This window comes from Oleiphilus sp. HI0067, from assembly GCF_001635735.1.
This window is the reverse complement of the sequence record NZ_LWFI01000877.1, coordinates 1-1,357: the sequence shown is the minus strand read 5'-3', so window position 1 is coordinate 1,357 and position 1,357 is coordinate 1. Positions and strand designations below refer to the sequence as shown.

The 1,357-nt window shown below is 44.4% G+C and carries 2 protein-coding genes and 1 pseudogene; 2 read left to right on the top strand and 1 reads right to left on the bottom strand.

Annotated elements, in window-relative coordinates:
- Together A3739_RS30810 and A3739_RS09670 are read left to right on the top strand one after the other, a co-directional pair.
- Nucleotides 1-168: pseudogene (locus tag A3739_RS30810) on the top strand (amino acid ABC transporter permease); the annotation flags it as partial.
- 29 nt (nt 169-197) lie between these two features.
- Nucleotides 198-1,232, top strand: coding sequence for a succinylglutamate desuccinylase (locus tag A3739_RS09670; RefSeq protein WP_068478242.1), 1,035 nt, complete (start codon nt 198-200; stop codon nt 1,230-1,232).
- Here A3739_RS09670 and A3739_RS28070 read toward each other — a convergent pair.
- Nucleotides 1,203-1,346 carry an N-succinylarginine dihydrolase gene (locus A3739_RS28070; protein ID WP_082878343.1) on the bottom strand — a complete coding sequence of 48 codons (144 nt, stop codon included), beginning with the start codon at nt 1,344-1,346 and terminating at the stop codon, nt 1,203-1,205. The two genes, A3739_RS09670 and A3739_RS28070, sit on opposite strands and share 30 nt — an antisense overlap.
- Nucleotides 1,347-1,357: the final 11 nt, after the last annotated feature.

The window sequence follows — 1,357 nt, the reverse complement described above, 5'->3', positions numbered from 1 at the left end:
ATCGTCGATTTGACCGGTGCAGCTCGTGATATCTACGCGCGCTATTATGCGCCATTTGAAGCTTTCCTATTCGTTGCGGCTATTTACCTCTGCATGACATTTACCTTGATTTATATCTTCCGAAAAGTTGAAGATAAAATCATGGCGCATACTAAGCCGCTCTCTTAATCAAAAGATCGCCACTGAGGTGTGCTCCTATGACAGATTTGAACTCGCTCTTTTCTCCAGCGAACTCATTTCTGTCACATACCTTGTCTCAAGATCCAGCTAAAACAAATTCAGCTACGTATGAGACTTCTTGTTTCACGGCACAACTACTCGCCGAAGGCATGCTGCGACTTATTCCGAAGCAAAACAAAACTCAAACAGCGGCGCAGCATCAAGGTCTATTGCTATCTGCTGGTATTCACGGAAATGAAACGGCTCCAATAGAGTTAATTGATCAACTCGTTACAGAGCTTCTTAGCAAAGACATCTCCATAGCCCGCCCCACTCTTTTAATACTTGGGCACCCCAAAGCAATGCGCAAAGCAAGCCGCTTTATCGAGTTCAATATGAATCGGCTGTTTATGGGAGTTCACAATGAAGATAATTTTTGTGGGAGCATTGATGCTAGAAGAGCAAAACTACTAGAGAGATATGTCTCTGAATTCGCTGAAGATTATGGCCTCAGCCAACACTTAGATCTTCACACCGCAATTCGCGATTCCTATGTTGAACGCTTCGCGCTCAAACCTAAAACCGAGCACGCTAACAATGTTTCAGATGAAGCTCGTGGGATTCTATCTGCACTTGGCTGTACGGCACTGGTCTATCAGCATAAGCCAGCAACAACGTTTTCTTCTTTTACCGCGCGCAGCTTTAACACCGATGCATACACGGTTGAGCTAGGTAAAGTGTACCCATTTGGGCTCAACAAACTCAGCGAATACGCAAACACTTATCAATGTCTTAAATCAATGATCTGTGGTGAGCTCATAACTGTCGCGCAAGATCAACTCAATGAATTCGAAGTGTGTCATGAGCTGATCGTAGACCATACAGAATATGTATTGTATGTTGATGAAGGTGCCCCTAATTTCTCGCGCTACAATCAGGGGACGATAATGGAAAAGTCTCCACTCAAAATTTATGAAGTGGAGAACACAGAAGAGCTTCTAATTTTTCCAAACAGCAAAGTGCCGATCGGTCAGCGCGCAGGCCTAATGCTGAAACGCATAAATAGCGGGTAAACCAAGTAGTTGCGTTAGCTCATCTAATGCAGTTTTAGATTCATCAATCAGACGTGGGTCAGCCAAATCGCTCTGCGCTAGTTGATCGCGATAATGACGTTCGGTCCATGCCATCAGCGTTTCGT

Excerpts from the sequence above, each read along its gene's own strand:
- A3739_RS09670 (WP_068478242.1), top strand. The coding sequence starts at position 198 with ATGACAGATTTGAACTCGCTCTTTTCTCCAGCGAACTCATTTCTGTCA.
- A3739_RS28070 (WP_082878343.1), bottom strand. The coding sequence starts at position 1,346 with ATGGCATGGACCGAACGTCATTATCGCGATCAACTAGCGCAGAGCGAT.